This window comes from Vulgatibacter sp., assembly GCF_041687135.1.
Classification (GTDB): Bacteria; Myxococcota; Myxococcia; order Myxococcales; family Vulgatibacteraceae; genus JAWLCN01.
The window spans coordinates 60,983-80,024 of sequence record NZ_JAWLCN010000007.1 but is presented as its reverse complement, the minus strand read 5'-3'; the positions used below and the strand labels follow the sequence as shown (position 1 = coordinate 80,024).

The following is a 19,042-nucleotide window of genomic DNA, read 5'->3' as shown; positions in this document are numbered from 1 at the left end:
CGTCTCGGGTCGCCGAGCGCGGAGCCGGCGCAGGGAATCCACAAGCCCGGGGGACGCGGGGGTTGCAGCGATGCGCCCCTTCGCGAAAGTTGCGGCCATGCGAGGGCCGAGGTGATGGCGTTGTTCGGGCGCAGGGCGAACCGTCGCAGGCGGAGCGAGATCCGGCTGCCCGGTGAGCGGGGCGGTCGCCGCACGAGGGCGAAGATCCTCCTGGCGGGCTTGCTGGTCGGTGCCGGGGCGGCGTACGCGCTGCTGCAGGCGCCGGTGTTGCTCGACGCGGTGGGCGGCGTGGCGCCGTCGATGGGCAGCGGCGAGACGCCGGTGGAGGTGGAGGCGGCGCTGGCGCCGGCCGACGCCGCGCCGATGCGCCACCCGGCGATCGATCTCGTCCGCAGCGCCTCGCTGGGCCCGGACGGGCGGATGCGCGCGGTGCTGCCGGACGGCAGGACCGCGACCCTCACCCTCGACTTCGAGCTGCAGCGCAAGATGGAGCGGATCCTCCGCGACTACCGCGTGCCCTGGGGATCGCTGGTGGCGGTGGAGCCGGGCACCGGCAGGATCCTCGCCCTGGCCGAGCATTCGGCGAAGGGCGTGGCGGAGACCGCGGGGCTCTCGCTCCGGCCGATCGCGCCGGCAGCGTCGGTCTTCAAGATCGTGACCTCGGCGGCGCTCCTCGAGGCGGGCGTCGGCTCGGACCAGCGGATCTGCTACCACGGCGGCCTGCGGCGGATCCGCCCGGCGATGCTCGAGGACTCCCGCCGGGACAGCCGCTGCGTGACCCTGGCGGAGGCGCTGGGCAAGTCGGCCAACGTGCCCTTCGCCAAGCTCGCGCAGCGACACCTCGCGCCGCTCCAGCTCCGCGACATGGCGGAGCGCTTCTTCTTCGATCGGCCCATCGCGCTCGAGGGGGTGGACGTCGTCCCCTCGCCGCTGCAGATGCCGGACGATCCCTTCGAATTCGCCACCACCGCCGCCGGGTTCCACCAGGGCGTGCGCCTGACGCCGCTCCACGGCGCGCTGGTCGCCGCCACCGTGGCGAACGACGGCAACCTCGCGCAGCCCTTCCTCGTGGAGGCGATCGACGGCCAGCAGGTCACCTCGCTGCCACCGCGGCACGTGCTCGATCCGCTCATGGCGCAGGAGCTCGGCAGGATGATGGAGCAGACCGTCACCAATGGCACCGCGCGGGCTGCCTTCCTCGAGCGGCGCCGGCCGGCGCTGCCGGGGATCCGCGTCGCCGGCAAGACGGGCTCGCTCTTCGAGCGCAATCCCTTCCGCGACGCGAGCTGGTTCGTGGGGTACGCGCCGCTGGAGGCGCCGCGGATCGCGGTCTCGGCGGTGATCGTGAACGAGGAGATCTGGCACATCCGCGCGCCCTACGTGGCGCGGGAGGCGCTGCGCAGCTACCTCCTCGGCACCTCGCCCTACCGGCCCTGACGCCTTCGCATCCCCGCCGCCGCAGCGGCGAAGGCGAGGAGCGAGAAGCCGCCGCCGGTGGAGCAGCCGCCCCCGTCGTCGTGCTCGACGTCGTCCTCGTGTCCGGCGACGCCGCCGCTGCCGCCGGTGCCGCCGCTGCCCGGCGCGCCGGAGCCGACGGCGGGCAGCCCCTTCGTGCAGTCGTGATCGCCGTCCGGGTTGTCGGAGAAATTGTTGGTCCAATAGATCCGGAAGTCGGAGCCCGGCACCTCGACGCGGCCGATGCCCATCGCCTTGAAGCTGGCGCGGAGCATGTTCTCGTTGTGCCCGGGGCTGTTGCGCCAGCCCTCGAAGACGTCCTCGGCGGTCGGATAACCTGCGGCGATGTTCTCGCCGCCGGTGCGGAAGGCGTGGCCGAAGTCCCGCATCCGCTCGAAGGGATCCCGTCCGGTGCAAGCCGTGTCGGTGCAGGGCGGTTCGTTGTGCGAGAAGAAGCCCTGCTCGCCCATCGCCTGGCTCATGTAGTCCGACGCGGCGTTCATGCTCGGCGAGATCGAGAGGCACGGCAGGCCGTTCTCGGCCCGGTACTGGTTGATCAGCTCGACGAAGCGGACTTCGATCGCATCGAGGGCGGGGTCGGCGGCAGCGACGCCGGGCAGCAGCAGCGAGGCTGCTGCTGCGAGCGGGAAGAAGCGCATCCTCGGGAGACTCCTCGCGGCGCGTACGGCGCCGGTCGGGCCGCATCCTATCCCGTCCGGCGCCGTCGCCAACCCCGCAGATGCACTTTCGCCCCGTCGGCCCACGTGGGAAGGGTGGGCGCAGGTGGGGCGAAGGTCACGCCCCGTCGCCGCCCCAAGGGGCGCCCGGGGCAGGCTCGTCCAACAACCGGCCCCGGGCAGCCCTTCAGCGCACCCGCACCCAGGGGGAGGCAGCAGCGGCAAGCGCCACCAGCGAGCCGGTGAGGGCCAGCGCCGCAGCGCCACCGACACCCACGCCGCCCGTCGCCGCGAGGGCGATGGCGAGGCCGTTGCCGAAAAGGCCCGCCACGGTGCCGACGTTGCGACCGCGTCTGCTCGCGCGTCCCGCGCGGATCAGCTCGACCACACCGTGGGGATCCTGCCGGAGGAGGAGCGCACCGGCGGCGGCTTCCGCAGCGGGATCGGTCCCTGCCGCGACGGCGAGATCGGCTGCTGCCAGGGCGTCCGCGTCCACGGCGCTGGCGCCCGCCACGAGGCAGGGTCCGTAGCCGCGGAGTTCGTCGACCAGCGCCTTCTTCTGCGCCGGCGAGAGGTCGCCGCGGGCCACGCGCTTGTCGAGGCCGATCGCCTCGGCGAGCCACTGCACCGACGGGGTCGCGTCGCCGCTGGCCACACGGAGATCGAGGTCGAGAAGCTCGAGGGATCCCATCGCCTGCCGGGCGCTCTCCCGCGGGGTCTCCGCGATCCCGAGGACCGCCACCGCCTCCTCGTCGAAGGCGACGACGAGCGGGGTGCGGCCCCTGCGGGCGAGATCGTCCACGGTCTGGACGAGGAGGCCGAGATCGACGCCGCAGCTCGCCGCGAAGTGGGCGGAGCCCACCGTCACCCGCTGGCCGGCGACTTGCGCCTGCACCCCGAGCCCTGCCTCGTGGCGGCGCCCGGTGGCGGCGGGGACCTCCACCTGCAGATCGCGGGCGTGGGAGGCGAGGGCCCTGGCGATGCCGTGATCGACGCCGGCCTCCGCCGCCGTCGCTGCTGCGAGTACCACGCGGGCGTCGCGCCCGGGCTTCACCAGCAATTCGAGCACGGCGGCGTCACCGCGGGTGAGGGTGGCGGTCTTGTCGAGGAGGACGACGCGGGTCGCCGCTGCCCGCTCGAGCGCGGCGCTCGAGCGCACCGCGACGCCGCGTGCGGCTGCACGGGTCACACCTGCTGCGGAGGCGAGGGATGCCACCACGCCGAGGGAGAGGGGCGCTGCCGCAGCCAGCAGCGCTGCAGCGGTCCACGGGCCGGCGAGGACCGCCGCCGCCCCTGCTGCAGCGAGGGCTGCGGGCACGAGCAGCGTCGCGGCGACCTGCGCCGGCGTGCCGCTCGGCCTGGTGGCGAGGGCGCGTTCCGCGATGCGCAGGCCCCGGGCCATCCGGCTTCTGGCGGTGGCGGTGGTGACCTCGATAGCTGCGCCCTGCGGCGCGACGGCGCCTGCGGAGACCACCTCGCCGGCGAGGCGCTCGACGTCGTCGTCGCCGCCCACCGGGCGCTCGTCGAGGATCGCCGGCGCGAGGAGCCTGCCGTCCGCGGGGACGACGCCACCTGCGGCGATCTCCAGCAGGGCGCCGGGACGCGCTTCGCCGCCGGGCAGCGCCGCGCGCAGCGCCTCGATCACCTGCAGGGCGCGGGCGCCGGCCAGACGGGCGAGGGCCGCGATGGTGAGGTGGACCGCGAGCGGAAGGGTCGCGAGGGCGGGGGAGGGGCCCGGGGCGAGCTGCGCTGCGACCAGCGTGGCGAGCGCAGCGGCAACGGGCAGGATCTCGGCGGCGGGCCTGCCGCGCACCAGGTGGCGGAGCGCGGCCTGCACCACCGGCCACGCGGTGGCGAAGGCCCCCACGGCGATGGCGCTGGCGAGGAGATCGCTGCCGGCTGTGCGGCCCGCGCCCCAGGCGACGATGCCGAGGCCGAGGGTCGCCCCTGCGGCGAGGCCGAGGCGCCGGGCCTGCCGGAGCGACGTCGCTGCGTCGGGCGCGCCCTCGCGGGCGGGATGGCCTGCGCCTGCGAGCGCGGACTGCACCGCCGTTCGATCGGCGCCGGCAGGCGAGATCGCCACCAGGCCCGCGGCGAGGTTCGCCTCGACGGAGGTGACGCCGGGAACCGCGGCGACGGCCTTCTCGACGCGCCTGATGCACGAAGGCGTGCCCAGCCCCTGCACCGCGAGGAAGGTGGCGTCGGCGTCGGGGATCGAAAGCGGAACGGCGGGGGCCACCTCGCGGCGCTTCTTCTCCGGCGCGGCTGCAGGCGCGCTCTGCCGCGCCACGGTGGCGACGTGGGTGGGGACGGTGGGAGCGAAGGGGCGGATCGTCTGGCCGCCTGCTGCAGCGGCCTGCGAGATCGAGACGTGGACCACGGGCCTGCCGGGCTGCGCCGCAGCGGGCCGCTGCTCCTCGCGCTGCGGGAGCGCGGGGGCGACGGCGAGGGGCGTGGAGGCGGTTCCGGCCTCGAGGCCGCCGCGGGTGGCGGTGCCCACGTGGCGTACGGTGCGCTGTCCGGTGGCCACGGGGCGCTGCGCTGCGGCGTTGTTGCCGAGGCGCGCGGGCCATCCGCCAGCGGGCTTCTCGGCTCCAGGGGCAGGGGGGGCGGGGCGGGTCGCAGCAACTGCGCCGCGCTCGAGCCGGACCACGCGGACCTCCGGCCCGGTGGCCACCCGGGTCCCAGGGGCGCCGGGCTTGCGGGCGGTGCCGGCGATGCCGAGGCCGCGATCCTCGGGGAACCAGGGGCGGACCGCGCCGGCGGTTCTCGCCTCGGCCACGGGCTGCTGTGGCGGCGCCTCGGCGATCGGCGCTTCTTCGACCGCAGGGGCCTGCGCTTCCGTGGGGGCGGCTTCCTGCCGATCGGCAACGGCTTCCACCGGCGTCGTCGTGCTTTCACTCTGCGTACTGTCACCCGTAGTGAGAGCCGCCTGCCGCTGCACCTTCGTCTTGCGCTTCGCCACTGCTACCCCGTCTCGCGTGCGATCGCCGCCCGCTACCTGCGTTCTGCCGCCTGTCGTTCGAGGCGTTCCTCGAACCCCGCCGGATCCACGATCCGGTGCCGGGCCCACTCCATCCCGTCCACCAGCACCACCGGCACGTCGTACCGGTACCGCGCGAAGAGCGCCGGATCGCTCCGGATGTCGATCTCGCGGAGCTCGAACTCCACGACCTCGCGCATCCCGAGAAGCTCCTCGCGCACCTCGTCGCACAGGTGGCATCCCTGCCTACCGTAGAACTCGACGATCATCGATCCGCCGTCATAGCACACCGTTCCCGCGTCGCTTCGCGCCGTCCGCAAAGAGGGGCGGGAGGTCGTGCAACAAGCGAGCGATGCCCGGATCATTCCCGCCTGCACGACGCGCTTGCCCGAGCCCCCCATGCGCTGGAAGAATCCGCGTCGTGTCCGATCTCCGTGGGCAGTTGGGCTTCATGCCCTGTCGTGATCTCTTTCGCTACCTGGGCAACCGCCGCCTCTCCGGCACCCTGACCGCCTGGCGGGCAGGCGTCGAGAAGCGGGTGGTGGTGCACGAGGGCGCCGCCGTCTCGGCAGCATCCACCGATGCCCGCGAATACCTCGGCCAGATCCTGATCAACGCAGGCCATCTCACCGAGGAGCAATTCGACAAGGCCTACCAGACCCAGCTCGAGACCAACGTGCCCCTCGGCCAGATCCTGACGATGATCGGGCTCGTGCCGGAGGAGGTGGTCCGCAGGGCCCTCGCGATCAAGGTGCGCGAGACGGCGCTCGAGCTCTGCGATTGGCGCTCGGGGGAGTTCACCTTCTCCTCCCACGCGCCGACGCTGCAGGGCGGCGTTCCCCACGCGGTGGCGCTGCTCGAGCTTTGCCAGGAGTCGGAGGGCAGGGCGAAGGCCTGGACGGCGATGCGCCGCGTGCTGCCTTCGCCGGATACCTGCCTCGAGCCGGCGCCAGGCGCGCCCGCCACCCCTCCGCCGCAATCGCCGGAGGGGCGGATCCTCGCTGCCCTCGGCGCGGGCCGGAGCATCGCCGAGCTCGTCGTCGAGCTGAAGGCGAGCGAGTACCCGCTCTACCAGCGCCTCTACTCGATGGTGCAGGAGGGCGTGCTCCAGGTGCAGCGCGACCGCGCCGACACCGCCGTTCCCTCGGGGAGCCAGGTGGAGGCATGGTTCCCGGAGGAGACGCCGGCGCCGCCCCGTGAGCCGCCGCTCTCCGTCAACCAGCTCCTCGAGCGGGCCCGGGCCGCGCTGGCGGACGGCTCCTTCAACGAGGCGGTCGATCTCGCCGGACGCGCCGTGGATCGCGGTGGCGACGGCGGCGCGTTGGAGCTTCTCCAGAAGGCGGAGGGGAAGCTCCTCGCCCAGCTCAAGAACGAGCTCCTCGCCGAGAAGCGGATCCCCGCGCTGGTGGTGGACAAGGCGCAGATCAAGGCGATGCCGCTGAGCCCGCCGGAGCGCTACCTCCTGGCCCGCATGGACGGCAACCGCGAGCTCGGCTCGGTGGTCCGGGTCGCGCCGCTGCGCGAGGTCGACGCGCTCCGCCTGGTGAAGCGCTTCGCCCGCGAAGGGCTGATCCGCTTCAGCTGATCCCGCAGCCCGTCCCGACTGGAGAAGAGATGCAGCGCCACTTCGTCGTCCTCGCCTCGCTCCTCGCCGCCGCCTGTGCGACAGGGCAGCAGGTCGAGACCCCGTCCTCCGCGGCGATCGCTGCAGCGGTGGCGCCAGCGGGACCTGCGACCGATCCCGACGCGGTGCGGGCAGCGGTGCTCCGCCGGGACCGCGCCGCCCTCGCTCCGGCCCTCGTCGATTCCGATCCTGCAATGCGCGCCGCAGCGGTCCGTGGCCTGGGCCAGCTCCAGCTTCCCGGCGACGCGGCGATCGTGCAGGCGCTCCTCGGCGACGTCGACGAGGCCGTGCGCCGCGAGGCCGCCGTCGCCGCGGGCCTGATCGGCCTCTCCTGGGAGCCGCTCGTCCCGGAGGCCCGCGACGCGCTCGCAGCTGCCGCCGCCGCTGCCCTGGTGAAGGAGGAGACGCCCGCCGCCCGCAGCGCGCTCGTCTGGGCGCTGGGCCGCACCGGCGGCGCTGCCGCTGCGCCGGCGCTCCTCGCGGTGCTGGACGGCGACGAGGACGTCCCGGCGGCGCTCACCTCGATCGGCCTCCTCGCCCGCTACCACGGCGCAGGGGCGGGTGCCTCCGCCGCGGTGGCGGATCGGGCCTTCGATCCCGATCCCGCCACCAGGGCCGCGGCGGCCTTCGCCCTGATCCACCTCCGCGACCCCGCCCGGGAGGAGCTCCTCTCCGCCCTGGTCCGCGACGGCGACCCGCAGGTGCGGGCCTTCGCCGCCAGGGCCCTGGGCGAGGTGACCCGCCGCCCCTCGCTCCTCGAGGCGCTCCTCGGTGATCCGGTGGCGATCGTCCGGGTGGAGGCGGCCCGCGGCCTCCTCGCCGCAGCGGCCCATTCCCGGCAGGCGGGCGTGAAGCGGCGCGCCGATCTCACCATGGAGGCCTCCTTCGCCGAGGCGCTCCACCGCAGCACCGCAGCGCTCGCCCTGCAGCTGCGGCGCGGGAGGAAGGCAGAAGCGCTCCAGCCCCTCGTGCTCCTCCTCCGCGGCGATCTGCCCACCGCCGCCGCGGCCGCAGCGATGGACGGGCTCGCAGGTAATGCGGGCCTCGCCTCCCTCCACTGCGAGGCAGCCGCCGCACTCGATCGGGCGCGGGGCCGGGTCGAGGCCCTGCGAGCATGCGCCCCGTCGGTCGATCCGGCGCTGGTGGCGCGGCTCGAAGCGGCGATCCCCGGCCGCGCCGAGGGGGCCGCCGAGGCGCGGGAGAAGGGCGACGGGACGCGCGCTGCCGCAGCGCAGCGCCAGCCGGCGCCGCCCTCCGAGCCAGCGCCCCTCCGTCTCCCGCCGCAGGATGGAGCCGGCGACGTGGTGCTTCACACCACCAGTGGGACGGTGCGGATCACCCTGGACGACGAGGCGGCGCCCATCGCCGCGGCGAACTTCCGGAACCTGGTGGCCCGCGGCTTCTACGACGGGCTCGCCTTCCACCGCCTCGAGCCGGGTTTCGTGATCCAGGGCGGCGACCCCCGAGGCGACGGCGAGGGCGGGCCCGGCTTCGCCATCCCCTGCGAGAACGGCCCGGCGCCCTACGCACGGGGTACGGTGGGCATCGCCCTCGACGGCAAGGACACCGGCGGCTCCCAATTCTTCATCACCCTGGCCAGAGCGCCCCATCTCGAGGGTCGATACACGGCCTTCGGCAGGGTGACCGAGGGAATGGAGTTGCTGGAGACCCTCCTTCCGGGGGATGAGATCCTGCGCGCTGTGCTGCAGCAGACACCGTAAACACCCCGATTTGGGGCGCTTTTCCGCCGGAGCGTTGGCGCTTGATCGGCTCCGCTTCGGTGGGGTACTTCCGATCTCGTGCGTCACAACGGACCGCGTTTCAGCCGTGCAGGCCAGCAGGGTTCTGCACCCTCTTCCCAGCCCACCAGGACCGCCGCCCCCGACGACGAGGCGCCGCTTCCCGTGGTGGTGGTGGGCCTCGGCGCCATTGGGCGGGAGGTCGCCGCCTGCGCCTTGCTGCATCCCGATCTCGAGCTGGTCGGTGCAGCGGATCCCCGCTTCGCCGGCAAGCCGCTGCGGGAGCTGGTGGACGGCGCGCCGGATCTCCGCGTCGCCGAGAGCGGCGCGGCCCTCTACCGCAAGGCGAAGGGCGGGGTGGCGCTCCTCTGCACCGGCTCCCTCCTCGAGGACGTGGCGGAGGAGATCGAGGTGGCGGTCCGCGCCGGCCTCCACGTGGTCAGCTCGTGCGAGGAGCTCTCCAACGCGGGATTCGTCGACCCCGAGCTGGCCGACCTCCTCGATCGCGCCGCACAGCGCGCTGGGGTGGCGGTGCTCGGCACCGGCGTGAACCCCGGCTTCGTGCTCGACCGGCTGCCCGCGACCCTGGGCGCCGTGGTCGGCGAGGTGCGGCGGGTGGAGGCGCTCCGGGTGGTCGACGTGGCGACGCGCCGGGAGGCGCTGCGCCGCAAAGTGGGCCTGGGCCTCACGGAAGAAGAATTCGAACGGCAGGGCGACGAGGGGACGATCGGCCACGTGGGGCTCTCCGAGTCCTGCGCGCTCCTCGCCGACGGCCTCGGGCTCACCGTGGACGAGATCGAGGAAGAGATCGATCCGCTCGTCGCGGAGCAGGCGCTCACCGTCGGCGACCTGCGGGTCGAGGCGGGGCGTGTCCGCGGCCTGCGCCAGGTGGCGATGGCCTTCGACGAAGGGCGCGAGGTGGCGCGGCTCACCCTCGAGATGGGGCTCGGCTTGCCCGAGCCGCGGGATTGGTTTCGCATCGAGGCGGATCCGCCGCTGGAGATGTTGATCCCCGGTGGAATCCCCGGGGACCGGGCCACCGCATGGGCCCTCGTGAATGCAGCGCCCCGGGTGGCCGGCTCGGAAGCCGGCCTCCTCTCGGTGCTCGATCTGCCGGCAGGCCGGTAGGGAGACGACGACGATGCTCGACAAGGGCCTTATCGGCAGGCGCAGCGAGCCGGTGGTGAACGAGGTGGAGAAGGGCGCCATCCGGCGTTTCGCCCAGTCCCTCGGCATCACCGACGAAGTGCATTTCGACGAGCGGGCGGCGGAGGCCGCAGGCCACCGTGGCCTGCTCGCGCCGCTCACCTTCCCGACCACCTTCCGTTCCTCCATCGAGCTGCGCGAGGCGCTGGCGCTGGGGCAGCGCGGCCTGCTCCACGCGGATCAGTCCTTCGAGTTCTTCCGGCCCATCTGCGCCGGGGACCACATCCAGGTGGTGGCGGTGATCGCCGACGTCTCCGAGCGGGCGGGCGCCACCGGACCGATGGACGTGGTGGTGGTGGAGGACGAGGGCCGCGACGAGCAGGGCAACCTCGTCTACCGCGGCCGCAAGACCCTCATCGTGCGCCCAGCACCCCGGGAGGCTTGATCGTGGCTGTCGCCAGAAAGCTCTACTACGAGAACGTGCGTGTCGGCGACGAGCTGCAGCCGCTGCTCAAGCCGGCGCTGGATCGGGTCGCCATCGCGCGCTACGCGGGCGCCTCCGACGACTACAACCCCAACCACGTGGACGAGGACTACGCCCGCCGCAGCGGCTTCCCGGGGGTCTTCGCCCACGGCATGCTGGCGATGGGCTACCTCGGCCAGCTCTGCTCGGAGTGGGTTCGCGCAGGCCAGGTGAAGCGGCTCTCCGCGCGCTTCGTGAAGATCATCTGGCCGGCCGATCAGCTCACCTGCAGGGGCCGGGTGGTGGACAAGCGCCGCGAGGGCGGCGAGTACTACCTCGACCTCGAGATCTGGGTGGAGAACCAGAAGGGCGAGCTGGTGGTGAAGGGCACCGCGACCACGCGCCTCTTCCACAGCCCCGAGGACGAGGACCGGCAGCGCCGCGGCCTCTCGCCGCTCATCGTCGAGGACGATCACCGGCCGTCGCTGGTGGAGGTCTTCGAGCGCGAGCTGCCGCGGATCGAGGTGCCGCCGCGCCCTGCGGCGAAGAGCGCCGCCCGCTCCCGCTCCAAGGCAGCGGTCGCCGCTGCGGCGATGGCCTTCCCCGCCGACGATCCGGACGTCGACGAGGAGCCGCTGCCGGCACCCAAGCAGCCGCCTTCCCGCACCGCGGCGAAGACGGCGACCGCACGCAAGGGCACGAAGAAGAAGTGAGAGGTTCCTGGCTCTGGCCGCTCCTCGCCGCAGCGACCGGGTGCAATTGCGCCCGGGCGCCGGTGGTGGAGCCTGCGCCCGGTGCGGCGGTGGTCGCGCCGGCGCCTGCCGAGTCGGTTGCTGCGCGCACGGCCCGCCTGCGGGCGGAGGCGCAGGAGGCCTTCGCCGCGACCCGGGACAGGCAGGGGCTCGAGGCGGCGCTGGCTGCGTGGAAGCGCGTCGCGCCGCTGGGCCCCGAAGACCACCTCGTCCTCGCCGAGGCCCATTGGCTGCAAGGCGCCCATTTCGCCGCGACGCCCGCCGATGCGGCAGCGGCCTTCGCCGAGGGCGCGCGCCAGGCGGAGGAGGCGATGGCGCTGGGAGCGCCGGCCTTCGCCACCGCCCGTGCAACCGGCGCGAGCTTCGATGCGGCGATCGAGAGCCTCGACGGCGCGGCGACGCAGGGGCTGCGCTGGTTCGTGCGCAACCAGCTCGGCTGGGCCGTGGCGACGGGGCGGGGCACGGTGGTGGCGCAGCGGCCCACGCTGGAGGTGGCGATCGCGCGGCTCGAGCGGGCAGGCGAGCTCGGGCTCGACGCGGAGGCAGCGCTGCTCCGCGGGGAGCTGCTGGCTGCGCTGCCCCTGGCTGCAGGCGGCGATCGGGAGGCGAGCGTCGCCTCGATCGAGAAGGCGCTGGCGCTGGTCGCCGACGCCTCGATGCAGCTGCGGGCGGCGTTGGCCTGGAAGGGCGACGAGGCCAGGCGGCTGGCGCTGCTCGAGGCGTGCGCCGCTGCAGCGAGCGAGGCGCCTGCGTCGGCGCTCGCCAGCACCCGGGCGAAGTCGCTGCTGCGCTGAAGGGCTGTCCAGGGATCGGACGGCCCGAAGGGCGGCGCGACGGCTCCGAGCCGCTACTGCCCGCGGGTGGCGACGGCGAGCCGGGTGAATCCCGCGGCGCGCGCCTTCTCCATCACCGCCACCACGCGGCCGTGGGGCACGCCTTCGTCCGCCTGTACGATCAGCGTCGCCGACGCGGCGCTGCCGTGGGCCGCGCGCAGCCGCTCCTCGACCGCCTCGTCGCGGATCTCCTCGCCGCCGATGACCACGCGGCCATCGGCGAGGATCGCCACCGAGACGTCGTTGCGGACGGTGTCGAGATCCTTCGCCGATCCGCTGGGCAGATCGATCTGCATCCCGGTCTGCTCGCTGCCGCTCTGGCCGGAGGCGGCCTGCACCGCCATCGACGCGCCGACCATGAAGATGATCAGCAGCACGAGGAAGATGTCGGTGAGCGGCGTGATGTTGATCTCGGAGAAGACCGCCGCGGTCTCGTCCCCGTCGTCGGGAAGCCTGCTGCCCATCGCCATCGATCAGCCCCTGGCCTGCGCCGCTTCGGCGGCGGGGCGGCTCTCCTCGCTGGCGCCCTCGGGCTTGCCGTGGAAGAGGAGCTCGAGCACCTCCTCCGCGGCGATCTTCATCGAGAGGGCGAGTTGCGCCACGCGGGAGGTGAAAAAGTTGAAGAAGACCACTGCCTCGATGGCGACGGCGATGCCGGCAGCGGTGGCGATGAGGGCCTCGGAGATGCCGGCGGAGACGATGGCGAAGCCGCCGCCGGGGTTGGCCGCCATGTCCTTGAAGGCCCGCATGATGCCCACCACCGTGCCGAAGAGGCCGACGAAGGGGGCCACCGCGCCGATCGTGCCGAGGATCCAGAGACGGGCGCGGAGCTTGAGGCCCGCCTGCGCCCGCTCGCGCTCCACCGCAGCCAGCACCGCCTCCGGGGCGGAGCGGCCGTAGCGGGTGAAGGCGGCGAGGAGCATGTCGGCGAAGGGGGTGCGGGAGCGCTCGCAGGCGGCGCGGGCTTCCGCCACGTCGCCGCGGTAGAGGCTCTTGATCACCGACTCGGAGAGGCGCCGCGACGCGTCGCCGAGACCCCAGAGAGCGAGCGCCCTCTCGATCGCCACGCCCACCGCGAGCAGAGAGCAGAGCCCGATGATCAACATCGAGCCGCCGCCGTGCAGCGCCATGGTCCAGAGATCCGACAAACCGTCCAAAAAGGCCTCCGAGCGAGGGGCGTCAACCGGTGGGGCGGGGCTTCGATTCCGGTATCAGCGGCAGCTGTACTTGAAGACGTAGATGGTCACGTCGTCCTCGGCGCAGCCCGGCTCGCATTCGGGCGGGGCGTTCTCGTCGGAGACGGTGCACATCGGGGGCACGCAGAGGTCCACGCCCTCGGGGCCCTCGAAGGCGGTGCTGAAGTTGTCGTAGGCGCAGCGATCGTCCGCGCAGTCCACCACCGTGCCGTACTCGTCCACCGAGCAGGTGTAGGGCGGGCAGGAGGGGATGTCGTTGCTCTCGTCGCAGTCGAAGACCTGGCTCTGGAAGTAGCCCGGATCGGCGACGAGGTCGCCGTTGCCCTGGCCGAATGGATCCTCGCCACAGGCGGCGAGGACGAGGAGCAGGGACGGAAGCAGCGGCAGCAGACGACGCACGGCAAAGACCCTCGTGTTGCACAGCGACCGGCAACCAGCAGGCCGGGGGGAAAAGCGCCCGGGGAAACCGGCGGCGCAGTGTAGCATTCCGCCGATGCGCCGGCTCCTGCTCCTGCCCCTGCTCGCTCTCCTGCTCCCGGGCTGCCCCCGGCGGCTCGACTTCGGCACCTACGGGCGCCTCGACGACCCCTTCTACGTGCTCCAGGTGATCCAGAACCGCTACCAACAGGTGGGGGGCCTGGTGGGCGAGGGCAAGCTCGCCGTCGACTCCAAAGAGGTGAGCGGCACCCTCCGGATGGCCGTGGAGGTGAACGAGCCCGCCTTCATCTACCTCGAGACCGTCGACGTCCTCGGCACGCCCCGGGGCACCTTCGCCACCGCCGGCGAGCGCTTCGCCTTCTACCAGCCCGGCGAGAACGTCTTCTACACGGGCCCCGCCACGGCGGAGCAGCTCGGCCGCTTCCTGCCGGTCTCGCTGCCGCCCGAGGATCTCGCCGCGGCGATGCTCGGGGAGCTGCCCCTGCTCTTCGACGCCGAGGAGGCGCGGATGGAGGTGGACGAGACCGCGGGGACCTACGTGATCCTCCTCCGCCGCGGCGTGGTCCGGCAGCGGCTCGAGGTGGCCACCCGGGACCTGCGGCTGATCGCGGTGGAGACCCGGGGCATGCAGGCGATCGACGGCTCCTTCGACGACTTCGAGGAGCTGCTGCCCGGGCTGATCTTCCCCACCACGGTGGTCCTCGAGACCCCGCGGGCGGAGGTTCGGCTCCGCTACACCGACATCCGGCTCAACCCGGAAGTCGTCCCCGCCAACTTCGAGCTCCAGCCGCCGCCCGGCGCCAGGGTGGAAGCGCTCTGAGGCTGATTCGTGGGGCAAGTTGCCGGAATTGCGGCGTTCTTTTCCGCAGGGCGGCTGCGGCCGGCGCTTGACCGGGCGGCATCCAGCTGGGAGCATGCGGGTTCTTCCCATCCATCCAGGTCGCCCCGGCTCTTCCGGCAGGGGCGGTTGCACTCGGAGGTCTCGATGAACCGCCGCCTGCTCGCCGTCCTCGCCCTTGCGGCCTTCGTGGCCTCCGGCTGCCTGGTGCGGGGCAAGTCGCAGGAGGAGAAGGAGGCGGAGGCGCAGCAGGCTGCTGCCGGCGCGGACCACTTCCCCGGCCTCGACGAGTACTGGCGCGAGGGCAAGCTGCCCCCGGGGCTGGAGGAGGGGACGCCGGTGCGCGGCGGCACCCTCACCGTGCGGATCAGCGGCCAGCCTCCGAGCCTCAACTACCTCCTCGACTCCGACTACTGGCTGAGCCGGATCACCCTCCACAACCTCCACGAGACCCTGGTGCGGCCCGATCCCCGCGATCATCCGGACTACGAGGTGATCCCGGAGCTGGCGGAGCGCTGGGAGGTGAGCGAGGACAACCTCACCTTCACCTTCCACCTCCGCGACGGGGTGAAGTGGCACGACGGCAAGCCCTTCACCGCCAGGGACGTGCGCTTCACCTTCGACCGGATGATGGACCCCGCGGTGCGGGCGATGCACCTGCGCCAGGCCTTCGAGGATCTCGAGCGGGTCGAGACGCCGGACGAGCGCACCGTGATCTTCCGCTACAATAAGCCCTACGTCTGGGCGCTGCGGAAGCTCGGCGAGATCCCGATCCTGCCGGCCCACGCCTTCGAGGGCGTGGAGGGCGCCGCCTTCAACTCGCACCCCTACCAGCGTGCGCCCATCGGCACCGGTCCCTTCCGCTTCGAGTCGTGGGAGGACCACAAGGCGATCACCTTCGCCCGCAACGACGACTACTGGGGCCGCAAGGCCTGGGTCGACAAGGTGGTCTACCGGGTGCTGCCCGAGCCCAACGTGGCGCAGCAGCTGCTGATGCGGGGCGAGCTCGACATCGACACCACGCTCACCTCGGAGTCGTACGTGCAGCTGGCGGCGGAGCCCAAGGTGGTCGACACCTTCCACCGGGTGAAGTTCTTCGAGTCGATGTTCGCGTGGATCGGCTGGAACCACCAGCGCCCGATCTTCCAGGACGCCCGCGTCCGCCGCGCGCTGGCGATGCTCTTCGACCGCGAGAAGCTGCGGATCAGCCTCTTCGAGGGGATCCCCGAGAACGCCAACTGCGTCTTCTACCACCTGGGGCCCGGCTGCGATCCCGCCGACCGGCAGCCCGCATTCGACCCCGACGGCGCCGCGAAGCTGCTCCGCGAGGCAGGCTGGCAGGACACCGACGGCGACGGCGTCCTCGACAGGGACGGCGTTCCCTTCCGCTTCACCCTGACCATCCCGAGCGGCAGCCCGACCAACGAGGCGATGGTGCTCGTCTTCAAGCAGGAGCTCTACCGCGCCGGCATCGAGATGGAGCTGCAGAAGATCGAGTGGTCGGTCTTCTCCAACCGCCTGCGGAACCACGAGTTCGACGCCTGCATGCTCGCCTGGATCGGCGACGTGGAGAGCGATCCCTACCAGGTCTGGCATTCGAGCCAGGCCGCCGGCGGATCGAACTACATCTCCTACGCCAACGACGAGCTCGACGAGCTGGCGCTGCGGATCCGCGGCGAGTTCGACTACGAGAAGCGGCAGGCGCTCTTCCGGCGCTTCAACCAGATCGTCGTGGACGAGGCGCCGATGCTCCTCATCTACCACTCGCCGCGCCGCACCATGATCCACCGCCGCCTCCGCGGCGTGTACCTCTCGCCGATGGAGTTCTTCCAGGTGCGGGACATGTGGATCCAGCCTGCCGCCACCGCGGCGATCGGGGGTTAGAACCGTGGGTACCTACCTGGCCCGCCGCCTGCTCCTGATGATTCCGACGCTGCTCGGCATCACGCTGATCACCTTCGTCGTGATCCACATGGCGCCGGGTGATCCCGTCACCGTCGCCATGGGCGGCGAGGTGCAGCAGGGCTCGATGAGCGCCGAGGCGATCGAGCATTTCCGCAAGGAGATGCACCTCGACGATCCGCTGCTGGTGCAATACGGCCGGTGGATCGGCCGCATCCTCACCCTCGACTTCGGCACCTCGTGGCGGACCGGCCGCCCGGTGCTGGAGCAGATCGCCGAGCGGCTTCCGGTGACGATGGGCCTGGGCGCGGCAGCGCTCTTCTTCGTCTACCTGGCGGGCCTGCCCCTCGGGATCCTGAGCGCGGTGAAGCAGGGGAGCCTGCGGGATCGCGTGACCACGGTCGGTCTCTTCGTCCTCTACTCGCTGCCCTCGTTCTGGATCGGCACCCTCGCCATCCTCTACCTCGGCGGCGGGAAATACTGGGACGTGATCCCGGTGCAGGGGCTGCGCTCGCCGGACCACGACGAGCTCTCCGGCCTCTCGCAGGTGGCCGACGTGCTCTGGCACGCGGTGACGCCGGTGGTGCTCCTCGGCTACGCCTCTCTCGCCAGCGTCTCGCGCTACATGCGCACCGGCATGCTCGAGGTGATCCGCCAGGACTACATCCGCACCGCGCGGGCCAAGGGGCTCTCGGAGCGGGTGGTGGTCTACAAACACGCGCTGCGCAACTCGCTGATCCCGATCCTCTCGCACCTGGGCCTGATGGTGCCCTTCCTCATCGGCGGCTCGGTGATCGTGGAGCGCCTCTTCGGCATCCCGGGCATGGGGCAGCTGATGTTCCAATCGATCCTCGCCCGCGACTACTCGCTGATCATGGGGATCAGCACCGTCACCGCGGTGATCACCATGTTCGGCATCCTCGCCACCGACCTGCTCTACGCCGTGGTCGATCCCCGCATCTCCTACGGAGGCAAGAAATGACCGCACCTGCCTCCACTCCGCGTACCGGTGCACCGCTTCCGCCTGCGCCGGTGGCGCCGGCGCCCGCGGAGCGCGTGCGCTCCCGCAGCTACGGGCAGGTGGTCTGGTCGCAGTTCCGCCACTCGAGGCTCAACCTCGTCGCGCTCGCCCTGATCGGCGCGCTGGCGTTGGTGGCCCTGCTCGCCGACTTCATCGCCTCCGACATGCCGATCCTGATGCGCTACCAGGGGCAGCTCTACGTGCTGCCCAACCTGGCGGACGCAGCGGAGCGGCCGCCGGAGCTGCGGCGCCACTCGCCCGACTCGCTCCTCGACGCGATGGGGCCCGAGGATTGGGCGCTGCTCACGCCGGTGGGGCGGGGGCCCCTCGACGCCGACGTGATCAACCGCCTCGAGGGGCCGAGTGCGCGCCATTGGCTCGGCACCGACTCGATCGGCCGCGACGTCCTCGCCCGGATCGTCCACGGCACCCGGATCTCGCTTTCGGTGGGCGTGGTCTCGGTGAGCCTCTACGTGCTCATCGGGATCTTCCTCGGCGCGCTGGCGGGCTACTACCGCGGCTGGACCGACGTGATCGTCTCCCGGCTGATCGAGGTGAAGATGGTCTTCCCCACCTTCTTCCTCATCCTCACGATCATGGGCATCGTCGAGCGCCCCACGATCTGGCACGTGATGCTGGTGATCGGCCTCACCGGCTGGCCCGGGGTGGCGCGCCTCATCCGCGGCGAGATCCTCCGGGTCCGGGAGCTCGACTTCGTCGCAGCCACCCGGGCACTCGGTGGCAGCGACCGACGGATCGTGCTGCGGCACGTGATCCCCAACGCCATCGGTCCCGTCTTCGTGGCGGCGACATTCGGCGTCGCCGGCGCGATCCTCACCGAGAGCTCGCTCTCCTTCCTCGGCTTCGGCACGCCGCCGCCCACCGCGTCCTGGGGCGAGCTCCTGACCCAGGCCTACGAAAACGCCGTCACCGCCGGCGCCTGGTGGCTCACCGTCTTCCCCGGCCTCGCGATCTTCCTCACCGTCACCGCCTACAACCTGGTGGGCGAGGGGCTCCGCGACGCCATGGATCCACGCCTGAAGCGCTAGTACAGTCGGTGAGATGTTCCGCCGGGGGGCGCAGCACGGACCACGAGCACGGTGGGTGCGATTTGGGACGCAAGAAATTGGGCGATCTGCTTCGGGAAGCAGGCCTGATCGACGAGATGCAGCTCGCCTCGGCGCTGGGACACCAGCGGCAGTGGGGCGGCAGGCTGGGCAGCGTCCTGGTGCAGATGGGCCTCGTCGACGAGCAGGCGATCTGCGAGGCGGTGTCGCGGCAGCTCGCGATCCCGTCGGTGCGCCTCGCCGGCTGCGAGATCCCGCACGAGGTCCTCGGCCTCGTTCCCCGCGAGCTCTGCGAGAAGCACCAGCTCCTGCCCTGGTCCCGCACCCGCAACGAGCGCGGCGCCGAGACGATCCACGTGGCGATGAGCGATCCCACCAACCTCGCGGTGGTCGACGAGCTCGCCTTCCGGACCGGCAAGCGGCTCGAGGTGGCGGTGGCCTCCGACCGCGACATCGAGCTGGCGATCCGCCACCACTTCCACGGCGAGCGCTGGAGCGATTCGCTCCGTCCCGCTGCCGCGGCGCCTGCGGTCTTCCGCGGGCCGGAGCTCGATCTGCAGGCAGGCGACGAAGCGCCCCTCGAAGTGGCGGAGAACGCCAGGGCGCGGGTCGAGCGGAGCCTCGTGGTCGAGCTCGACGACGATCTGGTGATCGACGAGGTGCGGGTGCCGGAGAAGACGCCGGCTGCGCCCCACCTCGTCTACGGAGGCGCCGCCCCGGCGCAGGCCACGCCGCTCTCCCTGCGGGAGCGGCTGCTCCTGCAGACCCTCGAGGCCGAGCTCGGCGCCGAGGGGCTGCCCGACCGGCAGCTCCTCCTCGCGCTCGCCCGCCTGCTGATCCGCAAGGGCGTGATCGGCGAAGACGAATGGATCGCGGAGATCGCCCGGCGCTGAAAGGCCGGCGACTCT

General features: G+C 72.4%; 18 protein-coding genes. 12 read left to right on the top strand and 6 right to left on the bottom strand.

Going from position 1 to position 19,042, the window contains the following annotated elements; translation table 11 throughout:
- Positions 1–120: 120 nt before the first annotated feature.
- Positions 121–1,437: a penicillin-binding transpeptidase domain-containing protein gene (locus ACESMR_RS16290; RefSeq protein ID WP_373048164.1), complete on the top strand. Its 1,317-nt coding sequence runs from the start codon at positions 121–123 to the stop codon at positions 1,435–1,437.
- Here ACESMR_RS16290 and ACESMR_RS16285 read toward each other — a convergent pair.
- From ACESMR_RS16285 to ACESMR_RS16275, 3 genes are all read right to left on the bottom strand, one after another.
- Positions 1,425–2,114, bottom strand: coding sequence for a CAP domain-containing protein (locus ACESMR_RS16285; protein ID WP_373048163.1), 690 nt, complete (start codon positions 2,112–2,114; stop codon positions 1,425–1,427). The two genes, ACESMR_RS16290 and ACESMR_RS16285, sit on opposite strands and share 13 nt — an antisense overlap.
- Positions 2,115–2,319: 205 nt before the next feature.
- Positions 2,320–5,013 carry an HAD-IC family P-type ATPase gene (locus tag ACESMR_RS16280; protein WP_373048162.1) on the bottom strand — a complete coding sequence of 898 codons (2,694 nt, stop codon included), beginning with the start codon at positions 5,011–5,013 and terminating at the stop codon, positions 2,320–2,322.
- Positions 5,014–5,129: 116 nt separating this feature from the next.
- The gene (locus tag ACESMR_RS16275) at positions 5,130–5,384 is read right to left on the bottom strand and encodes a glutaredoxin family protein (protein WP_373048161.1); all 255 of its coding nucleotides are present in this window, start codon (positions 5,382–5,384) and stop codon (positions 5,130–5,132) included.
- Between the two features lie 152 nt (positions 5,385–5,536).
- Between ACESMR_RS16275 and ACESMR_RS16270 the strand changes: the two genes are divergently transcribed.
- The 6 genes from ACESMR_RS16270 (at position 5,537) to ACESMR_RS16245 (ending at position 11,633) form a co-directional block, all read left to right on the top strand.
- Positions 5,537–6,700 (top strand): DUF4388 domain-containing protein, encoded by a 1,164-nt coding sequence (locus tag ACESMR_RS16270; RefSeq protein ID WP_373048160.1) that lies wholly within the window; start codon positions 5,537–5,539, stop codon positions 6,698–6,700.
- Between the two features lie 29 nt (positions 6,701–6,729).
- Positions 6,730–8,460, top strand: a complete 1,731-nt coding sequence (locus tag ACESMR_RS16265; RefSeq protein WP_373048159.1) for a peptidylprolyl isomerase — start codon at positions 6,730–6,732, stop codon at positions 8,458–8,460.
- Positions 8,461–8,538: 78 nt separating this feature from the next.
- Complete coding sequence (locus ACESMR_RS16260; protein ID WP_373048158.1) at positions 8,539–9,606, top strand: dihydrodipicolinate reductase; 1,068 nt, start codon at positions 8,539–8,541, stop codon at positions 9,604–9,606.
- Positions 9,607–9,619: 13 nt separating this feature from the next.
- A complete protein-coding gene (locus ACESMR_RS16255; protein WP_373048157.1) occupies positions 9,620–10,069 on the top strand; it encodes a MaoC family dehydratase N-terminal domain-containing protein in 450 nt (149 codons plus the stop codon).
- A 2-nt stretch (positions 10,070–10,071) separates the two neighbouring features.
- Positions 10,072–10,800, top strand: a complete 729-nt coding sequence (locus ACESMR_RS16250) for a MaoC family dehydratase (RefSeq protein WP_373048156.1) — start codon at positions 10,072–10,074, stop codon at positions 10,798–10,800.
- Positions 10,797–11,633 carry a hypothetical protein gene (locus ACESMR_RS16245; protein ID WP_373048155.1) on the top strand — a complete coding sequence of 279 codons (837 nt, stop codon included), beginning with the start codon at positions 10,797–10,799 and terminating at the stop codon, positions 11,631–11,633. The genes ACESMR_RS16250 and ACESMR_RS16245 overlap by 4 nt, the downstream gene beginning before the upstream one ends.
- Positions 11,634–11,686: 53 nt before the next feature.
- On the opposite strand, the gene ACESMR_RS16240 is transcribed toward ACESMR_RS16245, so the two are convergent.
- The 3 genes from ACESMR_RS16240 to ACESMR_RS16230 are packed head-to-tail and all read right to left on the bottom strand — an operon-like array spanning position 11,687 to position 13,267.
- Positions 11,687–12,142, bottom strand: coding sequence for an ExbD/TolR family protein (locus tag ACESMR_RS16240; RefSeq protein WP_373048154.1), 456 nt, complete (start codon positions 12,140–12,142; stop codon positions 11,687–11,689).
- A gap of 3 nt (positions 12,143–12,145) precedes the next feature.
- Complete coding sequence (locus ACESMR_RS16235) at positions 12,146–12,829, bottom strand: MotA/TolQ/ExbB proton channel family protein (RefSeq protein ID WP_373048153.1); 684 nt, start codon at positions 12,827–12,829, stop codon at positions 12,146–12,148.
- A gap of 54 nt (positions 12,830–12,883) precedes the next feature.
- Positions 12,884–13,267 carry a hypothetical protein gene (locus ACESMR_RS16230; protein WP_373048152.1) on the bottom strand — a complete coding sequence of 128 codons (384 nt, stop codon included), beginning with the start codon at positions 13,265–13,267 and terminating at the stop codon, positions 12,884–12,886.
- 94 nt (positions 13,268–13,361) lie between these two features.
- On the opposite strand from ACESMR_RS16230, the gene ACESMR_RS16225 reads away from it, so the two are divergent.
- The 5 genes from ACESMR_RS16225 to ACESMR_RS16205 all read left to right on the top strand — a co-directional run bounded on the left by ACESMR_RS16225 (position 13,362) and on the right by ACESMR_RS16205 (position 19,027).
- Positions 13,362–14,126, top strand: a complete 765-nt coding sequence (locus ACESMR_RS16225; protein ID WP_373048151.1) for a DUF4292 domain-containing protein — start codon at positions 13,362–13,364, stop codon at positions 14,124–14,126.
- 165 nt (positions 14,127–14,291) lie between these two features.
- On the top strand, positions 14,292–16,028 hold the full coding sequence (locus tag ACESMR_RS16220; protein WP_373048150.1) for a peptide-binding protein: 1,737 nt from the start codon (positions 14,292–14,294) through the stop codon (positions 16,026–16,028).
- 4 nt (positions 16,029–16,032) lie between these two features.
- On the top strand, positions 16,033–17,028 hold the full coding sequence (locus tag ACESMR_RS16215) for an ABC transporter permease (RefSeq protein WP_373048149.1): 996 nt from the start codon (positions 16,033–16,035) through the stop codon (positions 17,026–17,028).
- Positions 17,025–18,116, top strand: coding sequence for an ABC transporter permease (locus tag ACESMR_RS16210; protein WP_373048148.1), 1,092 nt, complete (start codon positions 17,025–17,027; stop codon positions 18,114–18,116). Before ACESMR_RS16215 ends, ACESMR_RS16210 begins: the two co-directional genes overlap by 4 nt.
- A gap of 77 nt (positions 18,117–18,193) precedes the next feature.
- Positions 18,194–19,027 (top strand): hypothetical protein, encoded by an 834-nt coding sequence (locus ACESMR_RS16205; RefSeq protein WP_373048147.1) that lies wholly within the window; start codon positions 18,194–18,196, stop codon positions 19,025–19,027.
- The last annotated feature ends 15 nt before the right edge of the window (positions 19,028–19,042 follow it).